This window comes from Nocardiopsis sp. NPDC055551 (genome assembly GCF_053619415.1).
This window is the reverse complement of record NZ_JBSHJJ010000001.1, coordinates 267,257-290,417: the sequence shown is the minus strand read 5'-3', so window position 1 is coordinate 290,417 and position 23,161 is coordinate 267,257. Positions and strand designations below refer to the sequence as shown.

The window sequence follows — 23,161 nt, the reverse complement described above, 5'->3', positions numbered from 1 at the left end:
CATCCGCCTCCTGCGCTTCGCTCCGTGGGGTGAAAGAATGGGCGGTGTGAGACACCATGATTCGCAGATGCCCGATCCCGCACAGGACGCGCCGGAGGTCGGATCACCCAAGGAAAGCGCCGCGGGGATCCCCGCGGTGCTCAGCAGCGTGCGTCACGTAGGCGAACAGGCCGGTGTGATGCGCGGGCTGCCGGCGATGCTCGCCGTGAACCAGAAGCGCGGCTTCGACTGCCCGGGGTGTGCCTGGCCGGACCCGGACAAACGGCACACGGCGGAATTCTGCGAGAACGGCGCCAAAGCGGTCGCGGAGGAGGCCACACGCCGCGAGGTCGGCGCGGACTTCTTCGCCCGGAACCCGGTCGGTGAGCTGGCCCGGCGCTCCGGCTACTGGCTGGGGCAGCAGGGCCGGTTGACCGGGCCGGTGTACCTGCCCGAGGACGGCACTCACTACGAGCCCATCTCGTGGGAGGCCGCCCTGGACCTCATCGCCGAGGAGCTGCGCGGGTTGTCCTCCCCCGACGGCGCGGAGTTCTACACCTCGGGGCGTACCAGCAACGAGGCGGCGTTCGCCTATCAGCTGTTCGCCCGGCAGTTGGGCACCAACAACATGCCGGACTGCTCGAACATGTGCCACGAGTCGTCCGGTTCGGCGCTCACCGAGACGTTGGGCGTGGGCAAGGGCAGCGTGTCCCTGGAGGACATGTACGAGGCGGACCTGATCATCGTGGCCGGGCAGAACCCGGGCACCAACCACCCGCGGATGCTCTCGGCCCTGGAGAAGGCCAAGCGTTCGGGGACGCGGATCGTCACGGTCAACCCGCTGCCGGAGGCGGGTATGAAGGCGTTCCGCAACCCGCAGAACGCGCGCGGCCTGGTGGGCCGCGGCACCGAGCTGACCGACCTGTTCATGCAGGTCCGCCTGGGTGGTGACCTGGCGCTGTTCAGCGCGGTCAACCGGCTGCTGTTGGAAGCCGACCAACGTGGCGAGGACGTGCTGGACCACGGGTTCGTACGGGAGTTCACGCACGGGTTCGAGGAGTTCTCCCGGGCCCTGCTCAAGGAGCCCGAGGACGAGTTCTGGGAACGCACCGAACGCGACTCCGGGCTGTCCCGGTCGTTGATCGAGGAGCTGGTCACCATGGTGACCTCCTCCCACAAGATCGTGGTGTGTTGGGCGATGGGTCTGACCCAGCACAAGCACTCGGTGCCGACCATCCGCGAGGTGGTCAACTTCCTGCTGCTGCGCGGCAACGTGGGCCGGCCCGGCGCGGGCGTGTGCCCGGTGCGCGGCCACTCCAACGTGCAGGGCGACCGCACCATGGGCATCTTCGAGCGGCCCGACGAGTCGTTCCTGGACGCCCTGGGCGCCGAGTTCGACTTCGAGCCGCCGCGTGAGCACGGGCACGACACGGTCAACGCGATCCGGGCGATGGGCCGCGGCGAGGTGGGCGTGTTCTTCGCGATGGGCGGCAACTTCGTGTCCGCCTCCCCCGACACCGAGGTGACCGAGGAGGCGATGCGCCGGGTGGGTCTGACGGTGCACGTGTCCACCAAGCTGAACCGTTCGCACGTGATCACGGGTACGCGGGCGCTCATCCTGCCGGCGTTGGCCCGCAGCGACCGGGACGTGCACGAGGGCCGGGCCCGGTGGATCACGGTGGAGGACTCCATGGGAGAGGTGCACGCCTCGCACGGTGTGCTCGCGCCGTTGTCGGAGGACATGTGGTCGGAGGTGGACATCGTCCGCGCGCTGGGTCGGCGGATGTTCCCCGACGGCACGGTGGACTGGGAGGCGATGGCCGACTACGACCGGATCCGCGACCACGTGTCCCGGGTGGTGCCGGGGTTCGAGGACTTCAACGCCAAGGCCAGGCGGCGCGGTGGTTTCCGGTTGCCGCACGCTCCCCGGGACGACCGCAGGTTCCCGACGGCGACGGGGGCGGCCAACTTCACCACCAACGGCACCTACGCGCCCGAGGTCCCCCAGGGCCGGCTGCTGTTGCAGACGCTGCGTTCGCACGACCAGTACAACACCACCGTCTATGGGCTGGACGACCGGTACCGGGGCATCAAGGACGGTCGGAGGGTCGTGCTGGTCAACCCCGAGGACGCCCGTGAGCTGGGGTTGGCCGACGGCGCCTACACCGACATCGTGGGCGAGTGGTCCGACGGACGTGAGCGGCGGGCCCCGCACTTCCGGGTGGTGCACTACCCCACCGCGCGGGGCAGCGCGGCCGCCTACTATCCGGAGACCAACGTGCTGGTGCCGTTGGACTCCACCGCCGACGTGAGCAACACCCCCACGTCCAAGTCGGTGGTGGTGCGGTTCGAGCCCTCCGCCGTACGGAACTCTCCCGTTCGCGATTAGGCGACGCCTGAATGGACCGGCCCGGCATCGGGCCGGTCATTCGCGTCCGCGGAACCGGCCGACACGGATGTCGGGCAGGCGCGGTCGCCAGCGCAGCCACGGAAGCCAGGGTTCCTGGGCCGGGGCCGGGATCGTCGGGTCCTCCAGTTCGCCCAACAGGATGTCCTCGACCTCGTCGAAGCGGATCCCGGCGAACACCATGATGTCGGTGGCGACCATCTCCACGGCCAGGTGGGTGGCGTGGGTGACGGGGTCGTCGTCGGGGGTGCCCGCACCGTAGCCGCGCGCCGCCGTCAGTGCCTGGTTCACGGCCTGTTCCCTGGTTTCCCGGCTGCTGAGGTCGTCGGCGAGGGTGCCGAGGACGTCGGCCATGCCCCGCACGATGGGGGCGAGTTCACGGCGTTCCTCGCTGTCCATGGCCACGGTGGTGCGGGCGAGGAACAGGCAGCTCTCGCCGAGCAGGATGAGCCGTTCGATGACCTCGTCCTCGTCGAGGACGGGTCCGGGGTCGCCCCAGCGGATGGTGGAGAGCCGGATCGTGGTCATGCTCGCCTCACGGGCCTTGCTGAGGTCGGCCATGGGTCTGCTCAGGTCACCGAGACGGTTGACCACCTGTGCGCTGGCGTCGTCTCCGTCGGAGGTCAGGGACAGACCCACCTCGTCGAGCATGCGGGCCATCTCGCCCAAGGCCTCCTCCTCGATGCGCCGCATCATCGCCACGAGGCGGGCGGGGAAGAACAGCTGGCTCAGCAGCAGGGCCACCCCGGCTCCGATGAGCGCGTCGACGAGTCGGTCGATGCCGGGGCTGCCGTCGCCGACGAAGATCGTGGTGAGGATGGCGCTGGCGGCCGCCTGCCCGACGACGGCGCGTTCGGAGGTGATCGCGGCGGCCACGATCATGGCCAGTCCGGTGCCCACCGTCAGGGCGAGCAGGCCTCGGTCGGTGAGCAACAGCGCGGCCTCCCCGGCGAGGATACCGATGAAGACACCGGTCAGCATCCGAACCGCGTTGACTCCTCGTTCGCTGCCGGCGGCGTTGAGCGCGATGAGCGCGGCGATGGGCGCGAAGAAGGGGCTGTGGTCCTGGACCAGCCCCCCGGCGATCGCCCACGCCAGGGCGGCGCCGATGACCGCCAGCACGATCTGGGACACGTAGGAGGACAACCGTTTGCGTGCTTCGAGGAAGGCGGTCCGAATCAGTCGCCGCACGGAAGTGCCCCCCGAGAAAAGTGCTCCCATGGTCTCCTCGTCGTGTGGGACGCCGGAGGTCTGGGGGGACCGGCCCTACTTTTCTACCGGCCGGGATGGTCGAAGTGTGTCAACGCCATGCCCGGTGGGTGCACGCGAGGGGCGTCCCCGTACATTGTGCGCATGCCGACGATCTACCTGATCCGCCATGGAAAGGCCTCCCCCGAGGCAGATGACTACGACCTGCTGAGCCCCACCGGGTACGAGCAGTCGCGACTGTTGGGCGCCGAACTCAAGCGACGTGCCCTGTCGGTGGGCGCGGTGGTGACGGGGTCGCTGCTGCGCCAGCGCCAGACCGCCACCACCGTCCTGGCCGAGGCCGGGATCGACGTGGAACCCACCGTCGATGAGCGGTGGAACGAGTACGACCACCTGAACCTGCTGAGTCGTTTCCCGATCGAGGAGGGCTCGCTGCAACAGCGGTTGGACGCCTGCCTGACCTCGTGGACCACCACCGAGGAGGTGGGGCCGGGTTCGTTCCCGCACTTTCGCGAAGGGGTGCGCGCGGCGCTGGCCGACGTGGCCGCGGACCTGGGCCGTGGGCGGACCGCTCTGGTGTTCACCTCCGGCGGGGTGATCGGCGCCGCCTGTTCCACGCTGATGAACGCTCCGGACTCGGCGTTCGTGATGATGAACCGGGTGACGGTGAACGCCTCGGTGAGCAAGGTGGCGCACGGGCGGGGCGGGACGCAGTTGCTCTCGTTCAACGACCACGCCCACCTGGAACAGGGCGGCCCGGAGCTGATGACCTACCGCTGATCCGGGCCTTTTCACGCCCGTGGCATACCGACCGGTCGGTCCCGATCGTCGGGTGCGGCCCTCGGGTGTGGTCAGGCGCGACGTTCGGCGGCGCGGGCCAGGACGGCCCGCAGCCCCAACTCGTAGCCCACGATCCCGCATCCGGCCACGTAACCGGCGGCCACCGGCGCGGTCACCGAGGTGTGCCGGAACTCCTCGCGGGCGTAGACGTTGGAGATGTGCACCTCGACGACGGGCGCCTCGACGGCGTCGATCGCGTCGCGCAGCGCGATGCTGTAGTGGGCGTAGGCGCCGGGGTTCATCACGACCCCCGCGTAGTGGCGGGCGGAGTGGACGTGGTCGACCATTGCGCCCTCGCTGTTGCTCTGCGCGCAGACCACCTCCACACCGAGTTCCTTGCCCAGGGCGACCACGCGTTCCTCGACCTGGGCGAGGGTGGTGGTGCCGTACTGCCCGGGGTCGCGGGTGCCCAGCAGGTTGAGGTTGGGGCCGTTGAGCAACAGGACGGTGGCGGTGTTCTCGGGCATCGGCGGCTTCCTGGTCGTATTCGGTGTTCGGTGGGACCAGCGTAGACCGTTCCCCTCCGGCGGCCCCGAGCGCGCTTGGGGTATTCGGAGGCGGGTAGCATACCGACCAGTCGGTTCTCATCTTGGAGGCATCCCGTGGCGTCCACCCTGCTGTCCGCGCGCGATCTGCGGTTCCTGCTCTACGAATGGCTCGACGTCGAGGCCCTGACCCGGCGGACCCGGTACGCCGACCATTCCAGGGAGACCTTCGACGGCGCCCTGGAACTGGCCGAACGCGTGGCCACCGACCACTTCGCCCCGCACAACAAGACCAACGACGCCGAGGAGCCCCGCTTCGACGGCGAACGCGTCCACGTCAACCCCGAGGTCAAGAAGGCCCTGGAGGTCTACGCCGAGACCGGCCTGTCCTCCATCGCCATGGACGCCTCCGTGGGCGGCGACCAGCTTCCCCGGGTCGTCTCCAGCGCCTGCAACGCCTACTTCCAGGCCGCCAACCTGGGCACCTCCGCCTACCCGTTCCTCACCTCCGGCAACGCGTCCCTGCTCATCGAATACGGCACCCCCGAGCAGATCGACACGTTCGTACGCCCCATGGTGGAGGGCCGCTACACCGGCACCATGTGCCTGTCCGAACCCCAGGCCGGCAGCTCTCTGTCGGACATCACCACCCGGGCCGAACCCGCCGGCGACGGCACCTACCGGCTCTTCGGCAACAAGATGTGGATCTCCGCCGGCGACCACGAACTCACCGAGAACATCGTCCACCTGGTCCTGGCGAAGATCCCCGGCGGCCCGCCCGGGGTCAAGGGCATCTCCCTGTTCATCGTGCCCAAGCACCTGGTGAACGAGGACGGCACCCCGGGCGAGCGCAACGACGTCGTCCCGGCGGGCCTCAACCACAAGATGGGCTACCGGGGCACCGTCAACGCGCTGCTCAACTTCGGCGAGGGCAGGCACACCCCGGGCGGCGAGCCCGGCGCGGTCGGTCATCTGGTCGGCGAGCCCCACCAGGGGCTGCGCTACATGTTCCACATGATGGACGGCGCCCGGATCGGGGTGGGCGCCGGCGCGATGGCGGTCGGCTACACCGGCTACCTGAAGTCGCTCGCCTACGCCCGCGAACGTCTCCAGGGCCGCGCCCTGGGGGCGAAGGACCCGCGTGAGCCGCAGGTGCCCATCATCGAACACACCGACGTGCGGCGGATGCTACTCGCGCAGAAGAGCTATGTGGAGGGCGCTCTGGCCCTGGTGCTGTACTGCGCGCGGCTGATGGACGACAAGCTCAGCGCGGAGTCGCCCGAACGGGTGCGCGAGGCCGGGCTGCTGTTGGACGTGCTCACCCCCATCGTCAAGAGCTGGCCCTCCCAGTGGTGTCTGGAGGCCAACAGCCTGGCCATCCAGGTCCACGGAGGCTACGGCTACACCCGCGAGTACGACGTGGAACAGCACTACCGGGACAACCGGCTCAACGCCATCCACGAGGGCACCTACGGCATCCAGGGGCTGGACCTGCTGGGCCGCAAGGTGGTCCAGGACGGCGGGTCGCGGTTGACGCTGCTGGTGGAGACCGCGCGCGCCACCGTGAAGCGGGCACGAGGGTTGGGCGGAGCCGAGGCCGAGTACGCCGAGCTGTTGGACGCGGCCCTGGCACGCACGGCCGAGACGGCCGCCTCGGCCTGGGCCGAGGGCGACCCGGCCGTGGCGTTGGCCAACGCCACGACCTACCTGGAGGCCGTGGGACACGTCGTGGTGGCCTGGCTCTGGTTGGAGCAGCTGGTCACCGCGCACGGCCGGAACGAGGGTTTCTACGAGGGCAAGCGGGCCGCGGCCGCCTACTTCTTCCGGCACGAGCTGCCCAGGACCGGGCCCTGGTTCGACCTGGTCGCCTCCCGCGACCGCACCGTCCTGGACGTGTCCCCCGACGTCCTGTGAGCGCGCGAGGGCCCCGCCTTCCCTATGGAGCGCGGGGCCCTCGGCGGGCGGGATCAGCGCGATTCCCCCAGCACGTGACGGGCGTAGTCCTCCATCGCCTCGCACTGGTAGTCGGCCAACCCGGGCGCCACCTTCTCGTACACCTCGCGCCAGGGCCCCGGCTCCGCGTAGACCCGCCCCAGCTGGACGAACGCGTCGGCGTCCGGAGTCCACATCCGGCACACGCCCTCGTAGTGAACGGCGACCTCGGCGCGCACGGCCGGGTCGTCGACCGGACGGCCCGCCCTCAGGTGTGCGGCCATGCGCTCCAGCTGGGCCGCGGTCTCCGCGCGCATCCGCTCCCCCTCCTCGGGGGTCAGGTCACGACCGGCGGCAGCGGCCTCCTCCCACTGCTCGGGCCACTGGGTACGGGCACGGTCGTCGTAGTGGGTGACGTCGAAGCCCTCGAAGAGCTCCTCGGGTCGGATGGTGGTCATGCCGTCTCCTTCCATCGTGTCGACGGTGCGTCGCACGGTCTCGATGAGGGAACCCAACCGGTCGCGTTCGGCCTCCAGGTCGAACAGGTGCCGGCGCAACGCGGCGACCTCGTCGCGTTCGGAGTCCAGGGCACGCCGGATGTCGGCCAGCCCCAACCCCAGCTCGCGCATGACCAGGATCCGTTGCAGTCTGCGCAGTTCACGATCGCCGTAGCGGCGCTGCCCTCCGGGGCCCAGACTCTCGGGCTCCAAGAGACCGATGTGGTGGTAGTGGCGCAGGGTTCGGGAGGTCACGCCGCTGACGCGGCAGACCTCGGCCATCGACCAGGACATCGGGTTCCCTTCGTCGGGCCGGTCCGTCCGGCCTCGGCACGACCGTAGGCGTTGACGTCGCGTCAACCGCAAGTCCGGGCCCCGGCCGAACCCGGGTGCGACCGAATCCACTCCGGAGCGAATTCTCGGGCAATGGTCGTGCAAGGTTTCCGCACGATCTCCACTGAGAAGGGATGAAAGCCCTCAAAAGGGAACACAGTGAGGGTGAAGTCCTGCAGAAAGGCGTGACGTGTTGCCCCTTTCGCCCCACGATCCCGACCGAATCGGACCATATCCGCTGACACATCGGCTCGGCACCGGTGGCATGGGTCAGGTGTACCTGGGACGGGCCGACGACGGCGCGCACGTGGTGGTCAAGGTGGTGCGCTCGGCGCTGGTGGAGGACGACCGGCTGGACGGCACCGACTACCGCGCACGTTTCGCCCGTGAGGCCGAACTCGCCGCGCGGGTGGGCGGGCGCTACACCGCCGAAGTGGTCGACAGCGACCCCCACTCGGAACGGCCCTGGATCGCCTACGAACACATCCCGGGTCCGTCGCTGAAGGCCGCGCTGGCCGAACACGGGCCGCTCGACGCCGCCTCGCTGCGGGCGATGGCCACCCTGCTCGCCGAGGCCCTGGGCACCATCCACATCCGTGACCTCATCCACCGCGACATCAAGCCGAGCAACGTCATCCTGGCGCCGGACGGGCCCCGGGTGATCGACTTCGGTATCGCCCGTCCCACCGAGGGCAGCACGATGACCGGCACCGGGCACGTGTTCGGCACGCTGCCGTACATGTCGCCCGAACAGGCGGAGGGGTCGGCGCTCTCACCCTCCTCCGACGTGTTCGCGTTGGGGACCACCCTGGCCCAGTCGGCGACCGGTCACTGTCCCTTCGACGGTCCCTCCGAGCCGCGCATCCTCATGCGGCTGATCTCGTCGCCGCCCGTGGAGGTCCTGTCCGGGCTGCCCGCGGACCTGGAGGCGCTGATCCGGGACTGCTGGGCGCACGATCCCGCGCTGCGACCCACCCCCGCCCAGGTGGTGGAGCGGTGCGCCGGCCCGCGCCTGGAGCACACCTGGCCGCCCCGCCATCTGGGCGTGCCGGAGACCGCGCCGCCCCTGCCCGAACCCGAACCGACGAAGCCTCAGGTCACCCTGCTCAGGTCCGTGCCGTCCCCGACACCGTCCGAGGAGTCGGTCCGGCGGCGCTACCAGGTCACCATCGTGGCCCTGTTGGGTCTGTTGCTGTTCCTGGGTGTCCTGCTGCTGGTCTGAGCTAGATGGCCTCGCGGCGTTGCAAATGGTTGAACGACAGCCAGCCGGGCAGCACCGGGAACCAGAACGTCAGCACCCGGAACAACAGCACCGCGGGCAGCGCCACCGCCGCCGGGACACCCGCCACCGCGGTGAGTCCGCCGATGAGCGCGGCCTCCACCGCGCCCAGACCACCCGGGGTGGGCGCGGCCGAGCCGATGGCGTTGCCGGCCAGGAACACCACGGCGACGGCGACCAGGCTCACCTGGATCTCGGGGCCGGCGAACGCCAGGACCGAGAAGTGCAGGCACAGCACGAACGCGACGGTGAGCAGCAGCGTGCCGCCCACCCCGAGCAGCAGGCTCATCGGGCGCTGGAGCATGTCCAGCAGTCGGGGCAGGACCCCGCGCAGGTAGGGGCGCAGACGTTCGGCGACCGCCCGGCGCATGCGGGGATGCAGCAGGACCGCGGCCACCAGGGCCGTGCCGAGGACGCTGATGAGGGCGACGGTCGGTGAGGGGCTGAAGCCCGTCCAGTAGGAGGTGCCGGTGAGGTAGGCGCAGACCAGCAGCAGGGGGACGTGGATCAGGAAGCCCACCAGTTGGGTGAGTCCGACCGCGGACAACGCGAGGGAGGTGGGCACGCCGGCCTTGATGACGAACCGGCTGTTGATCGCGATCGAGCCCAGCCCCGCGGGGGCCGCGATGCGCACGAACGACGCCGCGTACTGCACCAGGATGGTGCGCCACCAGGGCAGCGGCGCGGGTACGAAACCGATCAGCACCATGGCGGCGGCGATCATGCACGTGGTGGCCATGGCGAACGCGGTCAAGGCCCACAGCGGGTCGGCGTGACGGATGGTGGCCAGGTCGACGCCGGCGAGTTGGTAGACCAGGACCAGTCCGACGACGGTGGCGACCACGAAGCTGACGATGGTGCGCGGCCGCATCCGTTCCAGCCGGGCGGGTTCGGTCGGGGCCTCGGGGGCCAAGGACACCATGTGGTCACGGAGTCGTCCCAGGAGCGCGCGGTCGGTGCGTCGCAGTTCGGCGCGCAGCCGGTGCGGCAGGCCGGGGGGTTGTAGCAGCGGAAGCACGGCGGCGGCGGTCTCCACGTCCAGGGCGCGCACGGCCGAGGCGACGGCGCGTTCGACACCCACGCGCAGCGCGAGCAGGGTGAGCATGGCCGCGTGGTCCAGGGAGGTGCGCAGTTGGGCCGCGGCCACCGAGCCGTGGTCGAACCCGGTCAGGGCGGCGGTGGGTGGATCGTCGGGACCGTTCTCGCGGATGCCGACCGTGGCGCCGTGGAGGTCGCCGTGGACGACGCGGCGTCGGTGCAGCGCGCCGAGGAGTTCCCACAGATCGGCGAGGAGGGTGTCGGTGACCTGTTCGGGTTCGAGGGTGTCCAGGCCCCGGACGTGCGAGCGTTCGCGGGCGAGCAGGACGGTGCCCGGGGAGAGTTCCCCCAGGGCCAGGATCCGGGGAGCGGGGACCCCGGCGTCACGTGCGGCGGCGCTCATCAGGGCGGCGTGTTCGGCGCGTCTGCGGACCCCGTAGAGGATGCGGGGGGCGACCGGGCGGCGCAGCAGGAGCAGGGCGCGCAGTCGTCTCCAGAAACCGCTGGTGTTCTCGGAGCCGAGGACGGTGAGCTCGATCCGACGCCCGTCGGTGAGGTCGGCCAGGTGGCGGGGGTCCCCGTCCTCGTCGGTGCCGTCGGGGACGATCCGGTCGGCGGTCAGGTCGAAGCGGGCGAGTTCGTCCAGGATGCGTCCGGTGGCGGGGGGAGGTACCCGCACGCCGATGGCGTAGCGGGCCAGGGCCGCGCAGGTCAGGCCGACCAGGACGGTGAAGAGGACGGCGAGGATGCTGTTGACGCCCGCCGTGACCGCGGTGACGGCGACCATGGAGTTGGTCCCCCACAACAGGGAGCGGACCCTGGGCTGCCCGGCGGGCATGGTGCGGGTGAAGGCGATACCGGCGGCCACGTAGCCCAGGGTGGCGGCGGTGAGGACGTCCTCGGGCAGGCCTGGCAGGGGTGCGGCACCGATGGAGGCGATCTCCATCCGCGCGTTGACCCAGGAGGTCATGCCGTAGGCGGCCACCGCCGCGACGAGGGGGCGCAGCAGGTCGCGCACGCTCCCGACGATCAGGGTGCGCAGGACGACGTAGCAGACCAGGACGAGCAGCAGGAGGTTGGCACCGATCGCGACGGCGAGGAGCAGCCCGGGCGGGATCACCGCGCGCAGTTGGGAGGCGTCGTCGATGGGCCCGCCTTCGGCCAGGGCATCGGTGACCAGGAGCAGGACCACGAAGACCAGCATCAGTCCGGCGAAGCCGACGAGCAGGTCGATGGGTCTGCGCGGAGCGCGGGCGGCGAATCGGCCGGGGGTGGTGGCCGAGGAGTCGGTCGGGGATGTCGTCACCCCACAAGCCTGCCCGATTCGTGGGGATGCGGTGATCAGGGGTGGGGGTGTTTCGTCGGTCGCCGGGTGGTGTGCGGGGTTCGGCGCGTGGGTCGGGGCCCGGGTGAGGGGAGCCGGGTGTGCGCCCGGGCCCCGACGGGTGGTGGACTTTCGGGTGTCCTACTCGGGCAGGGGCAGGAGTCCACGTTCATAGGCGCGGAGCAGGTTGCGGGGGACTCGGTACTCGCGGCCCCGCAGACGCACCGTGACCAGTTCGGGGGGCGTCGCCTTCCACTGGGAGCGGCGGGTGCGGGTGTTGGCGCGCGACATCCTGCGCTTGGGTACGGCCATTGGTGCGTGCCTTTCCGTGCGGGTGGCGGGTCCGAATCGTGTCCGGGCCGCGCCGCCCGCGGATGGTTTCCCTTTACTTGCGCCCGTAGCGGCGCTGGAAGCGCTCCACCCGGCCGGCGGTGTCCACCACGCGGGCGTTGCCGGTGTAGAAGGGGTGGCTCGCGCTGGAGATCTCTACGTCGACGAGCGGGTAGGTGTTGCCGTCCTCCCATTGGATGGTCCTGTCACCGGTCACGGTGGACCTGGTGAGGAAGGCGAAGTCGGCGGCCTTGTCCCGGAAGACGACCGGTCGGTACTCGGGGTGGATTCCCTGTTTCATGCGGGCCTCTCTTCGGGGTGTGTCCGGGTCAGCGTTCCTCTCGGAACTCGACGTGGCGGCGCAGCTTGGGGTCGTACTTGCGCAGGACCAGGCGGTCGGGGGTGTTGCGGCGACTCTTACGGGTCACGTAGGTGGTCCCGGTGCCCTCGGTGGACCTGAGCTTGATGATGGGTCGTGCGTCGTTGCGTGCCATGTGGACCTCCTAGGCCGTCGATCTGCGTCAACCAAATGATAACCGTTTTCATTCCCACTCGGCACCACGGCTTCGCACCTTCGGCCGGAAACCCGCCACGACCGCACGATCCACGCATTCGACTACTTTGCGTGATTACATCGGCACAAACCAACGAAGCCGGTGCTCGGAGTGCCCGGCGCCGAGGAGAGCCATGCCGCCCGTACACAGTCGACGCCGGTTCCTGGTGGCCACCGCGGCCATGAGCGCCCTGACCGGATCCACCCTCCTCGGTGACCTCCTCCGAGGCGGTTCTCCCGCGTCGGCCGACCCGCTCGTCGGCTCCTCCCCCACCTTCACCGAGGTTCCCGTCACCCTCGATGACGCCGTCACCGTCCCACCCGGCCACACCGCCCGTGTCCTGTTGCCCTGGGGTGCGCCCCTGCGCACCGATTCCCCCCGTTGGCGCCCCGACGCCGGGAACACCGCCGAGGAGGCGGCGCGCCAGGTCGGCACCGGCCACAGCGGGATCGGCTACCTACCCCTGCGTCCCGGACAGGCCGGAAACCGTCAGGGGCTCCTCGTAGTGACCCATTCCCAGGTCGACCGCGTGCTGCTGCGCACCGACGGAGGGCGGGCCGGCGACGCCGCCCCGACCGCCAAGGAGATGGCCTCCCTCGGCGCGACCATCGCGCGCGTCGAACTCGTCGACGGGCGTTGGCGGGTGCTGGGGGACGAACTCGACCATCGACTGACCGGCGACTCCCCCACCACCCCGAACGGACCCCTGGTCGGCCACCCCGCCCTGGACACCGGGGCCGACCCGGCCGGGGTCCTGAGCGGCCCCGGCCAGGCCACCACCCCCTGGGGAACCTGCCTGACCGCCGACGCCGCACTCGACCGGGAACTCACCCCGAACGAGGCGCGACGGTCCGGTTGGGCGGTGGAGGTCGACCCGTTCGACCCCGACTCCGCTCCCATGAAACGCACCGCCCTGGGCCGGATGGCGCACCACGGCGCCACCGTGACCGAGTCGCGCGGGCGCGCCGTGGTGTACCTGTGCGACGACTCCCACCTCTACAAGTTCGTCGGTGCCCACCCATGGCGCGAACGCCTGCGCGACCGGGCCCTCGGCCCCCTGGCCGAAGGCGCCCTGTACGCGGCACGGACGGGTTCGGACGGTTCGGGGACCTGGTCGCCCCTGGTCCACGGCGGGTCCGGGCTGGGCGAGGGCGAGGGCTTCACCGACCAGGCCGACGTTCTCCTTCGTGCCGGAGAGGCCGCCGAAGCTGTGGACGCGACGAGGCTCCGCGGGCCGGGCACGCCCGCCGTCCACCCGGCGACCGGGGCCGTGTACCTGTCCGAGGCCGACGGTCAGGGCGGCGGTCGGATCCTCTCCCTGAGCGAAGGGGCCGCCGACCACGGCGCGACCCTGTTCTCCTGGCGCGAGTCCACTCGGACCGAGGCACCCCCGGGTGGGCTGCACTGCGGTTCCGACGGCCGGCTGTGGATCCACACGGACACCACCCGGATCACCGACCCCCGAGCGTGGGAGCGCGCGGGCAACAGCGCCCTGCTGTGCGCCGACCCCGACGGCGGGCGGGCGCGGCGCTTCCTCACCGGGCCCCGCGGCTGCGCGATCGCCGGAGTGGCCGCCACCCCGGACGGGCGAACCCTGTTCGTGACGGTGCGGGGACCCGGGTCGGCCACCGAACACCTGGGCGCACCGACCGTGGACGACCCGCGCGCGGTGAGCAACTGGCCCGGGTTCGATCCGCGCGGGCGGCCGCGGTCGGCCGTGGTGGTGGTCCGCAAGGACGACGGCGGCGTCATCGGAACCTGAGCGTCCCGGCCTCGACCTCACCGGTGGTGGGGCTCGCCTGTAGTCGCAGGTGGGTCGTGCCCGCTTCACCCCGCTCCGCCGTTCCCGTAACTTGTCGGGGTGAGTACACCGGCACCGCTCCCCCGCACCACCTTGGAGGCCATGCGGAGCAAGGGCTTCCTGTGGTCGTCCTGGCCGTGGCGGGGCCTGGGTCACCTGGCCGGAACGATGGTGATGGGGCCCCTGGCCGTGTTGCTGCTGGCCCCCTTCTCGGTACCGCTGATCATGCTCGGCGAGCACGTGGAGGCGCTGGCCCGGGGAGAGCCGCAGGGGGCATGGACCCTGGCCGCCCTGTTGCTGTTCGGGGCGGTCCTGTTGCTGCTCGGCGGACCCTTCGTCGCCCTGGTGGTCGCGCCGATCGAACGGTGGCGGCTGCGCCTGGTCCACCCACCGATCGACCACGGGCACCGGGCCACCGGCCCCGGCCTGTGGCACCGGGCGCGGGTGCGCTACACCGAGGCGGCCACCTGGCGCGAGTTCGCCTACCTGCTCCTGCTGGTCCTGCTGCTGGACAACCTGACGTGGGCGCTGCTGTTCCTCTTCCCCGTCATGGGCCTGTTCCTGGTCGTCAGTCCGCTCATCCCCCTGTTCGGGGAGACCGTCACCCTCGGGTGGTGGCACTTCGAGGACCCGCTCACCGCCCTGCCCCTGGTGGCACCCGGGGTGCTCCTCTTGCTGTTCACGCCCTACGTGTGCACCCCGGCGGCGGGCGTGCACGCCCTGGTCGCACGGGTCCTGCTCGGCGGACGCGGGGAGACCGAGGAACTGCGCTCGGAACTGGTCGAGGTGACCCGTTCCCGCGCCCGCCTGGTGGACGCCTTCGAGACCGAACGCCGACGCATCGAACGCGACCTGCACGACGGTGCCCAGCAACAACTGATCTCCCTGGCGATGCGTCTGGACCTGGCCAGGATGGACGCGCCACCGGGCAGCGGGATGGAACGCACCTTGAGCGAGGTGCACGGCCAGGCCAAGGAGATCATCGGGTCGCTGCGCGAGATCGTGCACGGCATCCACCCCAAGGTGCTCAGCGACCGGGGGCTGGCCGCGGCCCTGCCGGAACTGGCCGATCGCTCCCCCGTCCCCACCCGCGTGCGCGTCGACCTACCGCGCAGGCCTCCCGCGCACCTGGAGAGCGCCGCCTACTACGTGGCCGCCGAGTCCCTCACCAACGTCGCCAAACACGCCGGGGCCACCGAGGTCCGGTTGAACACCCGATTGGAGGAGGACATCCTGGTGTTGGAGACCATCGACGACGGACGGGGCGGCGCCGACCCCGCGGGCGGCACCGGACTGACCGGTCTGGCCGACCGGGTCACCGTCGTCGGCGGCAGGATCCTGTTGTCCAGCCCACCAGGTGGTCCCACGAGATTGAGAGCGGAGTTCCCGTGTCCCCCATCCGAGTAGTCCTGGCCGAGGACGGCGCCCTGCTGCGTGAGGGTCTGTCCGACCTGCTGCGCAGGTTCGACTTCGAGGTGGTCGCGGCGGTCGGTGACGCCGAGGCGCTCAAGGCGACGGTCGCCGAGTACGCCCCCGATCTGGTGGTCACCGACATCCGGATGCCGCCCGACTTCACCGACGAGGGACTGCGCGCCGCCGTGGAGCTGCGCCGGGAACACCCGCGTCTGCCGGTGGTGGCGCTCAGCCAGTACGTGGAAGCCGGTTACGCGTCCGACCTGTTGGACTCCCACGAGGGGGTCGGTGTCGGTTACGTGCTCAAGGAACGGGTGGTGGACGTCGCCGAGTTCTCCGACGTGCTGCGTCGGGTGCACGCCGGGGGCACCGTCATCGACCCCGAGGTCGTGCGGCGACTGGTCCGGCGGCGCAGCACCCCACTGGAGCGGCTGTCCGAACGCGAACTGGAGGTGCTGGCGCTGCTGGCCCAGGGCGTCTCCAACGCCCGGATCGCCCGGGAGCTGGTGGTGTCCGAACCCACCGTGGGCAAGCACATCACCAACATCCTCGCCAAGCTCGACCTTCCGCCCGAAGGGACCGACGTGGACCGTCGCGTCATGGCGGTCCTGACCTACCTGCGCGAACAGCCGGACTGAGAGGGCGACCGGACCGGGTGGGCCCACGCGAGGAGGGCGGTCACGGAACCGTGTCCATGACCGCCCTCGACGGGCATATCCCACTCGCCGTCAGGCGACCGCTCCGTCGCGCTCGGCGAAACGCTCGGCGCGCAGCCTGCGGGCCTCGTCGGGGTCCAGGACCGGGGCGGCGGTGAGCAACTGCTGGGTGTAGTCGCTCCGCGGGTTCTCGTAGACCGAGTCGCTGTCGCCCATCTCCACGACCTCGCCCTTGCGCATGACCGCGACGCGGTCACTGACCTGCCGCACGACCGCCAGATCGTGGGCCACGAAGATGTAGGTCAGACCGAAGTCGTCCTGCAACTCCGAGAGCAGACGCAGCACCTGGTCCTGCGTGGACACGTCCAGCGCGGAGACCGGCTCGTCGCAGATGATCAGCTTGGGCTTGAGGATCAGCGCGCGGGCGATGGCGATGCGCTGACGCTGACCACCGGAGAACGCGTGCGGGAACCGGTTGTAGTGGTTGGGCTCCAGGCCCACCCTCTCCAACAGGTCCTGCACCTGACCTCGGATCTTCTTGCCGTCGCGCTCACCCTGCACCTTCAGCGCGGTGCCGATGCTCTCACCGATGGTCAGGCGCGGGTTCAGCGAGGAGTAGGGGTTCTGGAACACCATCTGCACGTCGCGGCGGAGCGGTCGCAGCTCGCGCTCGCGCATGTGGGTGATGTCCTTGCCCTCGAAGTGGACCGACCCCTTCGTGGGCTCCAGCAGACGCATGATCATGCGCGAGACCGTGCTCTTGCCCGAGCCGGACTCGCCCACGATGCCGAGGGTCTCGCCCTTGTACAGGTCGAAGCTCACACCCTTGACCGCCCAGAAGTCGCTGGATCGGCCCCACATCCCCCCACGGACCTTGAAGCACTGGGCGATGTCGCGCACGCTCAGCAGCGGCTCGCTCTCGGAGGTGGCGGGGGTGAAGGCCTCGAAGTCACCGGGCTTGGTGACGGTGCCCTCGCGCTTGTCCCGATCGATACGGTCGGCGCGGTCTCGGGCACGGCGCTGGGCCCGAGAGACCTCCACACGCGGCACCGCGTCCAGCAGCGCCTGGGTGTAGGGGTGCTCGGGCTTGGAGAGGACCTTGCGCACGTCGCCGCGCTCGACGGCCTGACCGTGGCGCATCACCACGACCTCGTCCACCGAACCGGCCACGACGGCCAGGTCGTGCGAGACGAGGATGAGCGCCATGTTCAGGTCACGACGCAGCTCGTCGAGCAGGTCCAGGACCTGGGCCTGGACCGTGACGTCCAGGGCCGTGGTGGGCTCGTCCGCGAGCAGCACCTTGGGGTCGCACATCAACCCCATGGCGATCACCACGCGCTGGCGCATACCGCCGGAGAACTCGTGCGGGTAGGAGTTGATCCGCTTCTCCGGCTCGGGGATGCCGACCCGGCCCAGGGCCTCCACGGCACGCTTGCGCGCAGCGCTCTTGGAGGCCTTGGGGTTGTGCACCTGGTAGGCCTCGATGAGCTGGTTACCGATGGTGTACTGCGGGTGCAGCGACTGCATCGGGTCCTGGAAGACCATCGCGATGTCGTTGCCGCGCATCTGGCGCATCTTCTTGTCGCTCGCGGTCACCACGTTCTGCCCGGCCACCTCGATGGAACCGGTGATCTGGGCGCGGCTGCCCCGGTGCAGACCCATCAGGGCCAGCGAGGTCACGCTCTTGCCCGAACCCGACTCGCCCACGATGCCCAGGGCGCCACCGGCCGGGACCTCGAAGGACAGTCCCTTGACGGCGTGGACGTCTCCATCCATCGTCGGGAACGTCACCCGCAGGTCGTCCACGCGCACGACTGCGTCGGAGGCAGCCGATCCGGTCGAGGCCATGTCACTTTTCCTTCGGTAGAGCTGGTCTGGTGTTCACGCTGACACGCGTCACGCGGTGATCCGCACCCGCGGGTCGACGACCGGGTACAGGAGGTCGACGATCAGGTTGCACACCACGATGAACACGGCGCCCAGGAGCGTGACCCCCAGGATCACGGGCAGGTCCTTGGAGACGATCGAGTCGATCGCGTAGGCGCCCACACCGTTCAGGGAGAACACCTTCTCGGTGAGGATCGCGCCGCCCAGGACCATGCCGATGTCCAGGCCGAGGATGGTGAGGATCGGGGTGAGGGTGGGTCGCAGGGCGTGCTTGAAGATCACCTTGCGCTCGCTCAGGCCCTTGGCCCGCGCGGTGCGGATGTAGTCCTCGTTGAGCGTTTCCAGCATGCCCGCGCGAGTCTGGCGGGCGTACTGGGCGGCGTGCAGGAACGCCAGGGTGATCCAGGGCAGGAGCATGACCTGGTACCAGGCGACGGGGTCCTCGGTGAAGGGGACGTAGCGCGACACCGGGAACAGGCCCCACTGGTGGACCAGGAAGGCCAGGGCCAGCAGACCGGTGAAGTAGATGGGCAGGGACACGCCCGCGAGGGCGGCACCCATGGCCAGACGGTCGAAGATGCTGCCCTTCTTGACCGCGGAGAGGACACCGACGCCGACACCGCCGATGACCCAGATGACCGCCGCGCCCAGACCCAGGGACAGGGTGACGGGGAGACGGTCGAGGATCTGGGGCAGCACCGGAGAGTTGGTGCTGAAGGAGTAGCCCAGGCAGGGGGCCGCGCACTCGACGGTCTGACGGCCGAAGGTGAACTCCTGACCGAAGAGCAGAGTGCGGAGGAACTCCACGAACTGGACCGCGATCGGCTGGTCGAGGCCAAGGCGTTCCACGGTGGCCTGGATCGCCTCCGGGGTGGGCGCCTTGCCCACGTACATCGCCGCCATGCCCTGCGGGGTGACGCCCGCCCACCTGGGCAGGACGTAGAAGATCCAGAAGGTCACCGCGGTAACGACGACGAGAAGCAGAAGACCCGCCCCAAGGCGGCGAAGAATATAGTTCAGCATCGCAGTCGGCGGACGGGGCACCCAAGGGATCACCTCGGGTGCCCCGCCGCTCTCACCTGCCTTTTCGTACTAGTTCAGGCTGGTAGTGGGGACTGCTAGTCCCGGTCGACGCCCAGCGGCATCAGGTCGTACATCATGAACGCGGGCTGGTAGAACACGTTCGTCAGCTCGTCCGAGCGGTAGATCAGCGACTTGTCGAAGACCACCGGCAGGATGGCGGCGTTCTCCATGACGAGGGTGTCGATCTGCTCGTAGATGGCCGCGCGCTCGTCGGGGTCCTCGGTGAGCAGGGCGTCGTCCCAGAGACCGTTGATCTCGGGGTCGTCGAGCTCGGAGGTGTTGAAGTTACCGGTCTCCATGATCGCGTCGCCGTGGGTGATCTTGGAGGCGAAGCCGTAACCGCTGGGCCAGTCCGGACCCCAGCCGGAAAGGCTCAGGCCGATGTCGTTCTCACGGACGAAGTCCTGGGAACCGGCGTACTGACCGAAGAAGTCGGCCGTGGGGTAGGACTCGATGGTCACGTCGATGTTGACGCGAGCGAGGGCCTCCTTGACGGACTCCGCGGTCTGCACCTCGTTGTCGTTCTCGGCGCGGACGGCGAGCGTGGTGCTGAAACCGTCCTCCTCGCCGCAGGCATCGAGCTTGGTCTGGGCCGCGTCGAGGTCACCCTTGCCGTCCTCGGACGGGTACAGGTTCGACTCCGGGTTGGAGCCCGGGATCGCCGGCGGCAGCAGGTTGGTGGCGATGTCACCACCGGGCTCGCCGCCCCAGGCGCGCCACATGCTGTCGCGGTCGACCGCGTACATGATGGCCTGGCGGCAGGCCACGTCCTCAATGATCGGTGTGTGGATGTTCATGTAGCGCAGGGCGCCGGTGTACGGGTTGTCCAGGTTGCCCTGGACGGCCTCGTCGTCGAGCAGGGTGGAGCGCATGGCCGGGCCCACACCGGTGCCGCGAGCGTCGACGTCGATGTCGCCGTTGACCAGACGCTGGTCGATCTCGTCCTGGGCGACACCGATCTCAAGCTCGACGCGGTCCGGAAGAGCCGGACGGACATCGTCGGTCTCGGGGTCCCAGTGCTCGTTGCGCTCAAGGTGCAGCTGGACGCCGGGCTGGTAGTTCCCGTCGAACTTGTACGGACCCGAGGAGAGCACGTGCTCCTGGTAGAGCTCGCCCTTGTCGGCCTCGATCGGCACGGGGGCGGTCTGGAGCTGGGTCAGGACGTTCGGGAACTCGGAGAAGGAGTCCTTGAGGTGGAAGACCAGGGTGTGGTCGTCCGGGGTCTCGATGGAGTCGAAGCCCGCGAGCGGGTCCGAACCCTCGTAGACGTTGTGGTCGTCCTGGTCCAGGTGCGCGGCGAAGTACTGCGGGCCCAGAGAGAGCGTGCCACCGTTGAAGTTGGAGCGCGCGATGGCGTACTTGATGTCCTCGGCGACGATCTCGGAGCCGTCCTCGTACTTGAGGCCCTCCTGGATCTCGATGGTCCACTCGGTGAAGTCATCGTTGGGCTCGGGCATCGCCTTGGCCAGGTCGGGCATCAGCTCGGTCGCGGCCTCACCCGGCTCCGGGGTGAAGGACAGCAGTGTACGAGCGTAGTAGCGCTGGAAGTTCCAGCTCCACCCGTAGTAGGTGTTGCCCGGGTCGGCGGAGTCGAAGTCGGCCTCGATGGCGTACTTCAGGGTGCCACCGCTCTTGTCCGAAGCGTTGACGAGCTCGGTCGAGCCCTGGTCGAACTCGAACTCCGATTCGGCCGCGCCGCCGCCGGTGGCGGAACCGCCACAAGCGGACAGCAGCAGGGTGGCCGCCGCGCCGAGCGCGACGAAGCCGAAGGTGCGTTTCCTCAAGGAACTACCTCTCTGGGAACCTGGTGTGGGGATGATTGGACCCGCGGGTTGATCCACGCCCGCGCGGGGGGAGGATGATCGCCCCGCACGAGCGCGGGTCAATCGGAGGTCTTGGGGTCGAAGGCGTCACGGAGGCCGTCACCGAACAGGTTGAACGCGAGCACGGTGATGAAGATGGCCATACCGGGGAAGATGATGAAGTAGGGCGCCTCACGGAAGAACGGCACCGCTTCGGAGAGCATCTTGCCCCAGCTGGGAGTGGGCGGGTTGATACCGACGCCCAGGAAGCTCAGAGCCGCCTCGAACAGGATGTTCGTGGGGATCAGGAGCGTGGCGTAGACGATGACCGGCGTGATCAGGTTCGGCAGGATCTCCTTGAGGAGGATGTGCCGGTTGCCGGCGCCCAGGCTTCTGGCGGCCTCCACGAACTCCCGCTCGCGCAGGGCGAGGGTCTGACCGCGGACGATGCGCGCGATGTAGGGCCAGTTGAAGAAACCGATGATGAAGACGATGACGCCGATTCGGAGCCCGTTGCCGGTCAGCCCCAGGACCCCGTCGGGGATGACGCCGACCAGGGCGATGGCGAACAGCATCAGCGGGAAGGCCAGGAAGATGTCCATGGCCCGGCTGATGAGGGTGTCGACCCAGCCGCCCACGTAACCGGCGATGATGCCCAGGATGGTGCCCAGGGCGACGCAGACCAGGGTGGCCAGGAAGGCGACCAGCAGGGAGATCTGGGCGCCGTAGAGGATCCGGCTGAACAGGTCGCGGCCGGTCGTGGGCTCGACACCGAGCAGATGGTCGCCACTGATCCCGCCCCAACGGTCGACGCCCGCGTCGGGATTCTCGGGGTCGATGTAGGGAAGGCGTCGGCTGGGCTCGATCAGGTCCTGGTGGAACTGGGTGGGCGGATGCCCGAACCACTTGGCCAACAACGGCGCGAAGATCGCCGCCAGGATGAGCAGCACCACGACGATGCCGGAGATCATGGCGACCTTGTCGCGGCGTAGGCGCTGCCAGGCGATCTGCTTCAGGGACCGGTTGTCGGCGTCACTACGACCTTGGGTGGCCGCCGCTGCGACGTCCGCGGTGTCGGCGTCCTCCGCCGACTCAGGGACTTGCGAGGGCGCACTCATCAGGCCACCACTCTCCACTCTTGCGCTTCTGACCGAGAGGACAGAACCCACACGTGAGCACTCAGGGGGGTCGACCCTGCGAGGTCTCACGGTGGGGCCGGTCGGATCTCGACACTGGCTGGTTGGGCTTCACGCTCTGCGAGGAGGGAGGATCACCCACCCCACCGGCGCCGGATCACGGGTCCTGGATCACTTGGTGATCTTGGACACCCGGTGGCCCGTTTTGCCCTGGATGTTACACAACGACCAATTTACTCGCCTACGACGAGCTCACCGTCCAAACCAAGTCCATGTAGCTAAATCGTAACCAAAGCTAACAATGGATCTACATGGAGACTAAAGCACGCAAAGTAGGACTCTACCGACCATGAGGCCTGAACAGGGGCGATGCGCCGCCACGATCCCCACACCATACGAGGAGGAACACGAGGAAGGGAACGCATAGCCGCGCACTATGCGAGATGCTATGAACCGGTAAGTAATCAGACGAATCCGGTACGTAATGGTAAAGAAATGAAAAACGGCGGCCCCGCCTCAGCGGAACCGCCTTCGTGATGCCGACCTGACCGACGCTTCGCCGATCGCGGCGTGCGTCGGCCCTGGGTCACTCGATGCCGTGCTTGCGCAGCAACGCCTCGATGTCGTCGAAGTCCTCGTCGCCACCGGACTTCTTCTGCGGTGGCGCCTTGACCTGACCGGCGGTGGGCTTGGCCGGTCCCGCCGCGAGAGCGCCCTGTCCCCCGGCCGGCGCGTCCCCGCCCTCGGAGGTCTTGTCCTTGGCCCCCGGCTGCTTCACGCCGATCCCCCGCGCCTTCATGAACCCGGAGGCCACGTACAGGATCACCATCAGCGGCACCAGCGCCACACCGGCCCACACGATCGGGTTGAACACCAGACCGGCCAGTACACCGAAGAGTCCGAGCACGAACTGCATGATGACGTTCATCAGGCCGAGCAGACCCGCCACCAGCGGGAGCATCGACCAGGCCAGGCCGCGCAACCCGAAGGCCAGGCCCTTGCGTCGCCACACGAAGAACGTGATGATCAGGCCCACCGCCGCGAGGGCCGCTCCCAAGGTGAGGCCGGACGTCATAGTCAGTGTCTCAGGCATAGGGCCAGTCTCCCATCCCGGGCCCGAACACACATCCGGCTCATCCCCTAGGGCGGGTCACCCACCGCTCTCTCGGCGGGTAC

At 69.4% G+C, this 23,161-nt stretch carries 19 protein-coding genes; 7 read left to right on the top strand and 12 right to left on the bottom strand.

The window, feature by feature from the left end:
- The first annotated feature begins 37 nt into the window (after window positions 1–37).
- Window positions 38–2,368 carry an FdhF/YdeP family oxidoreductase gene (locus tag ACWGSK_RS01205; protein WP_452454906.1) on the top strand — a complete coding sequence of 777 codons (2,331 nt, stop codon included), beginning with the start codon at window positions 38–40 and terminating at the stop codon, window positions 2,366–2,368.
- Between the two features lie 36 nt (window positions 2,369–2,404).
- Here ACWGSK_RS01205 and ACWGSK_RS01200 read toward each other — a convergent pair whose 3' ends face one another.
- Complete coding sequence (locus ACWGSK_RS01200; protein ID WP_452454905.1) at window positions 2,405–3,607, bottom strand: FUSC family protein; 1,203 nt, start codon at window positions 3,605–3,607, stop codon at window positions 2,405–2,407.
- Between the two features lie 132 nt (window positions 3,608–3,739).
- Between ACWGSK_RS01200 and ACWGSK_RS01195 the strand changes: the two genes are divergently transcribed.
- A complete protein-coding gene (locus tag ACWGSK_RS01195; protein WP_358512416.1) occupies window positions 3,740–4,375 on the top strand; it encodes a histidine phosphatase family protein in 636 nt (211 codons plus the stop codon).
- 71 nt (window positions 4,376–4,446) lie between these two features.
- Here ACWGSK_RS01195 and aroQ read toward each other — a convergent pair whose 3' ends face one another.
- Window positions 4,447–4,902 (bottom strand): type II 3-dehydroquinate dehydratase, encoded by a 456-nt coding sequence (gene aroQ / locus ACWGSK_RS01190; RefSeq protein WP_358512413.1) that lies wholly within the window; start codon window positions 4,900–4,902, stop codon window positions 4,447–4,449.
- 135 nt (window positions 4,903–5,037) lie between these two features.
- On the opposite strand from aroQ, the gene ACWGSK_RS01185 reads away from it, so the two are divergent.
- Window positions 5,038–6,834: an acyl-CoA dehydrogenase gene (locus tag ACWGSK_RS01185; RefSeq protein ID WP_452454904.1), complete on the top strand. Its 1,797-nt coding sequence runs from the start codon at window positions 5,038–5,040 to the stop codon at window positions 6,832–6,834.
- Between the two features lie 53 nt (window positions 6,835–6,887).
- Here the strand turns inward: ACWGSK_RS01185 and ACWGSK_RS01180 are convergent, their stop codons facing one another.
- On the bottom strand, window positions 6,888–7,643 hold the full coding sequence (locus ACWGSK_RS01180; RefSeq protein ID WP_358512407.1) for a MerR family transcriptional regulator: 756 nt from the start codon (window positions 7,641–7,643) through the stop codon (window positions 6,888–6,890).
- 229 nt (window positions 7,644–7,872) lie between these two features.
- On the opposite strand from ACWGSK_RS01180, the gene ACWGSK_RS01175 reads away from it, so the two are divergent.
- Window positions 7,873–8,904: a serine/threonine-protein kinase gene (locus ACWGSK_RS01175; RefSeq protein WP_358512404.1), complete on the top strand. Its 1,032-nt coding sequence runs from the start codon at window positions 7,873–7,875 to the stop codon at window positions 8,902–8,904.
- A gap of 1 nt (window position 8,905) precedes the next feature.
- On the opposite strand, the gene ACWGSK_RS01170 is transcribed toward ACWGSK_RS01175, so the two are convergent.
- From ACWGSK_RS01170 to rpmG, 4 genes are all read right to left on the bottom strand, one after another.
- Window positions 8,906–11,203: a lysylphosphatidylglycerol synthase domain-containing protein gene (locus ACWGSK_RS01170; protein ID WP_452455181.1), complete on the bottom strand. Its 2,298-nt coding sequence runs from the start codon at window positions 11,201–11,203 to the stop codon at window positions 8,906–8,908.
- Between the two features lie 261 nt (window positions 11,204–11,464).
- Complete coding sequence (gene rpmF / locus ACWGSK_RS01165; RefSeq protein WP_358512398.1) at window positions 11,465–11,635, bottom strand: 50S ribosomal protein L32; 171 nt, start codon at window positions 11,633–11,635, stop codon at window positions 11,465–11,467.
- A gap of 73 nt (window positions 11,636–11,708) precedes the next feature.
- Entirely contained in the window at window positions 11,709–11,954 is a 246-nt protein-coding gene (locus tag ACWGSK_RS01160) for a type B 50S ribosomal protein L31 (protein ID WP_358512395.1), read from the bottom strand.
- 28 nt (window positions 11,955–11,982) lie between these two features.
- A complete protein-coding gene (gene rpmG, locus ACWGSK_RS01155; RefSeq protein ID WP_067607916.1) occupies window positions 11,983–12,147 on the bottom strand; it encodes a 50S ribosomal protein L33 in 165 nt (54 codons plus the stop codon).
- Window positions 12,148–12,340: 193 nt separating this feature from the next.
- On the opposite strand from rpmG, the gene ACWGSK_RS01150 reads away from it, so the two are divergent.
- The 3 genes from ACWGSK_RS01150 (at window position 12,341) to ACWGSK_RS01140 (ending at window position 16,059) form a co-directional block, all read left to right on the top strand.
- Window positions 12,341–13,969 carry a PhoX family protein gene (locus tag ACWGSK_RS01150; protein WP_452454903.1) on the top strand — a complete coding sequence of 543 codons (1,629 nt, stop codon included), beginning with the start codon at window positions 12,341–12,343 and terminating at the stop codon, window positions 13,967–13,969.
- A gap of 99 nt (window positions 13,970–14,068) precedes the next feature.
- Entirely contained in the window at window positions 14,069–15,415 is a 1,347-nt protein-coding gene (locus ACWGSK_RS01145; RefSeq protein WP_452454902.1) for a sensor histidine kinase, read from the top strand.
- Window positions 15,397–16,059 (top strand): response regulator transcription factor, encoded by a 663-nt coding sequence (locus ACWGSK_RS01140; RefSeq protein ID WP_358512385.1) that lies wholly within the window; start codon window positions 15,397–15,399, stop codon window positions 16,057–16,059. Before ACWGSK_RS01145 ends, ACWGSK_RS01140 begins: the two co-directional genes overlap by 19 nt.
- Window positions 16,060–16,149: 90 nt before the next feature.
- Here the strand turns inward: ACWGSK_RS01140 and ACWGSK_RS01135 are convergent, their stop codons facing one another.
- The 5 genes from ACWGSK_RS01135 to ACWGSK_RS01115 all read right to left on the bottom strand — a co-directional run bounded on the left by ACWGSK_RS01135 (window position 16,150) and on the right by ACWGSK_RS01115 (window position 23,078).
- Window positions 16,150–17,925, bottom strand: coding sequence for an ABC transporter ATP-binding protein (locus ACWGSK_RS01135; RefSeq protein ID WP_358512382.1), 1,776 nt, complete (start codon window positions 17,923–17,925; stop codon window positions 16,150–16,152).
- 48 nt (window positions 17,926–17,973) lie between these two features.
- Window positions 17,974–18,987 carry an ABC transporter permease gene (locus ACWGSK_RS01130; RefSeq protein WP_358512379.1) on the bottom strand — a complete coding sequence of 338 codons (1,014 nt, stop codon included), beginning with the start codon at window positions 18,985–18,987 and terminating at the stop codon, window positions 17,974–17,976.
- 95 nt (window positions 18,988–19,082) lie between these two features.
- A complete protein-coding gene (locus ACWGSK_RS01125; RefSeq protein WP_358512376.1) occupies window positions 19,083–20,831 on the bottom strand; it encodes an ABC transporter substrate-binding protein in 1,749 nt (582 codons plus the stop codon).
- A gap of 98 nt (window positions 20,832–20,929) precedes the next feature.
- Window positions 20,930–21,967, bottom strand: coding sequence for an ABC transporter permease (locus ACWGSK_RS01120; RefSeq protein ID WP_358512373.1), 1,038 nt, complete (start codon window positions 21,965–21,967; stop codon window positions 20,930–20,932).
- Between the two features lie 604 nt (window positions 21,968–22,571).
- Window positions 22,572–23,078: a cellulose synthase gene (locus ACWGSK_RS01115; protein WP_452454901.1), complete on the bottom strand. Its 507-nt coding sequence runs from the start codon at window positions 23,076–23,078 to the stop codon at window positions 22,572–22,574.
- Window positions 23,079–23,161: the final 83 nt, after the last annotated feature.

Coding starts and splice junctions, on each gene's coding strand:
- ACWGSK_RS01205 (WP_452454906.1), top strand. CDS start 38: ATGGGCGGTGTGAGACACCATGATTCGCAGATGCCCGATCCCGCACAG.
- ACWGSK_RS01200 (WP_452454905.1), bottom strand. CDS start 3,607: ATGGGAGCACTTTTCTCGGGGGGCACTTCCGTGCGGCGACTGATTCGG.
- ACWGSK_RS01195 (WP_358512416.1), top strand. CDS start 3,740: ATGCCGACGATCTACCTGATCCGCCATGGAAAGGCCTCCCCCGAGGCA.
- aroQ (WP_358512413.1), bottom strand. CDS start 4,902: ATGCCCGAGAACACCGCCACCGTCCTGTTGCTCAACGGCCCCAACCTC.
- ACWGSK_RS01180 (WP_358512407.1), bottom strand. CDS start 7,643: ATGTCCTGGTCGATGGCCGAGGTCTGCCGCGTCAGCGGCGTGACCTCC.
- ACWGSK_RS01170 (WP_452455181.1), bottom strand. CDS start 11,203: ATGCTGGTCTTCGTGGTCCTGCTCCTGGTCACCGATGCCCTGGCCGAA.
- rpmF (WP_358512398.1), bottom strand. CDS start 11,635: ATGGCCGTACCCAAGCGCAGGATGTCGCGCGCCAACACCCGCACCCGC.
- ACWGSK_RS01160 (WP_358512395.1), bottom strand. CDS start 11,954: ATGAAACAGGGAATCCACCCCGAGTACCGACCGGTCGTCTTCCGGGAC.
- rpmG (WP_067607916.1), bottom strand. CDS start 12,147: ATGGCACGCAACGACGCACGACCCATCATCAAGCTCAGGTCCACCGAG.
- ACWGSK_RS01150 (WP_452454903.1), top strand. CDS start 12,341: ATGCCGCCCGTACACAGTCGACGCCGGTTCCTGGTGGCCACCGCGGCC.
- ACWGSK_RS01135 (WP_358512382.1), bottom strand. CDS start 17,925: ATGGCCTCGACCGGATCGGCTGCCTCCGACGCAGTCGTGCGCGTGGAC.
- ACWGSK_RS01130 (WP_358512379.1), bottom strand. CDS start 18,987: ATGCTGAACTATATTCTTCGCCGCCTTGGGGCGGGTCTTCTGCTTCTC.
- ACWGSK_RS01120 (WP_358512373.1), bottom strand. CDS start 21,967: ATGAGTGCGCCCTCGCAAGTCCCTGAGTCGGCGGAGGACGCCGACACC.
- ACWGSK_RS01115 (WP_452454901.1), bottom strand. CDS start 23,078: ATGCCTGAGACACTGACTATGACGTCCGGCCTCACCTTGGGAGCGGCC.